Below are 1282 nucleotides of genomic sequence, written 5' to 3'. Positions count from 1 at the left end.
TTGCAACAGTGCCCTTTTTTCACCTTGGCGGGGGCCAGCATGCTGGCTTCGCGCTGGTAACGTTTGATCTGATAGGGCACTTCCAGCTCTTCCAGCAGCCACAGCACGCGCTGCGAGCGCGAATTATTCAGATGATGCACGGTGATCATAGCCACTCCTTCAAGCGGTAAATAAACTCTAAGTATATGATTTTATGGCTATTTTACATCCAGCAGGATCGCGCCGGTACCCTGCACGCTCAGCCTGTCGCCCGGATTGCGCAGCGGGCAGTCCTCCATCGACAGGCAGCCACAGCCAATGCAGCCGTCGAGATCGTCTCTGAGATGGATCAGCGTTTCAATGCGGCGATCCAGCTCTTCACGCCACTGCTGTGACAATACCGCCCACTCTTTTGGCGACATGCGTTTGCCCGGCGGGTACTGCATCAGACTGTCGCTGATGGTCGCTAGCGGAATGCCGATGCGCTGGGCAATCTTGATCACCGCCACGCGGCGCAGGACGTCACGCGTGTAGCGCCGCTGATTGCCGGAATTGCGATAGCTGCTGATTAATCCTTTTCTTTCATAGAAGTGTAGCGTGGAGACCGCCACGCCGCAGCGCTGAGCCACGTCGCCAGAGGTCAGTTCTCGCTTGTTAGAATTGTTGAGATTTTTTTTCATTTAGCTCTTTACCTCAAGTTAACTTGAGGAATTATACTCAGCAACCATTGAGACCGCGACCATTTAACACAAAAGACTTGGGAGAAAAAGGTATGCATGACGACATCATCAACACCCTGACCTACTGGATTGATAACAATCTAGATAAGACGTTGTCGATAGATGAAGTGGCGGCAAAATCGGGATATTCGAAATGGCACCTGCAGCGTATGTTCCGCACCGTTACCAAGCAGACGCTGGGAAACTATATTCGCGAACGCCGCCTGACGCTGGCGGCAGAAGCCCTGCGTCAAACTAAGCGCCCGGTGTTTGATATCGCTATGCAGTATGGCTATGACTCGCAGCAGACCTTCTCACGCGTGTTCCGCCGCCAGTTTTCACAGACGCCGACCGCCTATCGCCACGCTATGCTGCGCCAGTCTTTGCAGCACAGCAGTTGGAACTTCGACTGCTGCGACTACTCAACCAGCAGGCTGCGCAACTGAATCAGCGCGATGCCACTGCGATCGACGGTGGCAACCCCTGCGCCTGCCAATAGCATTCGGTTAAGCTCTTGCCAGAGCATGAAAGGAGTTCCATGCACGTTTTGGACCGCATAGATTTTCGGGCACTGTTGCAAAGAT

The 1282-nt window shown here is 53.7% G+C and carries 3 protein-coding genes; 1 reads left to right on the top strand and 2 read right to left on the bottom strand.

Translation table 11 applies throughout. The features are described 5' to 3' along the window. A partial coding sequence (locus BBW68_RS13360) for a thioredoxin domain-containing protein (protein ID WP_476727292.1) occupies positions 1-149 on the bottom strand: 149 nt, incomplete at its 3' end. Positions 150-197: 48 nt separating this feature from the next. Continuing rightward, positions 198-659, bottom strand: a complete 462-nt coding sequence (gene soxR / locus BBW68_RS13355) for a redox-sensitive transcriptional activator SoxR (protein ID WP_070135733.1) — start codon at positions 657-659, stop codon at positions 198-200. Positions 660-751: 92 nt separating this feature from the next. On the opposite strand from soxR, the gene soxS reads away from it, so the two are divergent. Then, positions 752-1144, top strand: coding sequence for a superoxide response transcriptional regulator SoxS (gene soxS, locus BBW68_RS13350; RefSeq protein WP_070135732.1), 393 nt, complete (start codon positions 752-754; stop codon positions 1142-1144). Positions 1145-1282: the final 138 nt, after the last annotated feature.

This window comes from Candidatus Erwinia dacicola (assembly GCF_001756855.1).
In the GTDB taxonomy this organism is placed as follows: domain Bacteria; phylum Pseudomonadota; class Gammaproteobacteria; order Enterobacterales; family Enterobacteriaceae; genus Erwinia; species Erwinia dacicola.
Note: the sequence above shows the minus strand (reverse complement) of the source record. Positions and strands in the feature narration are given on the sequence as shown.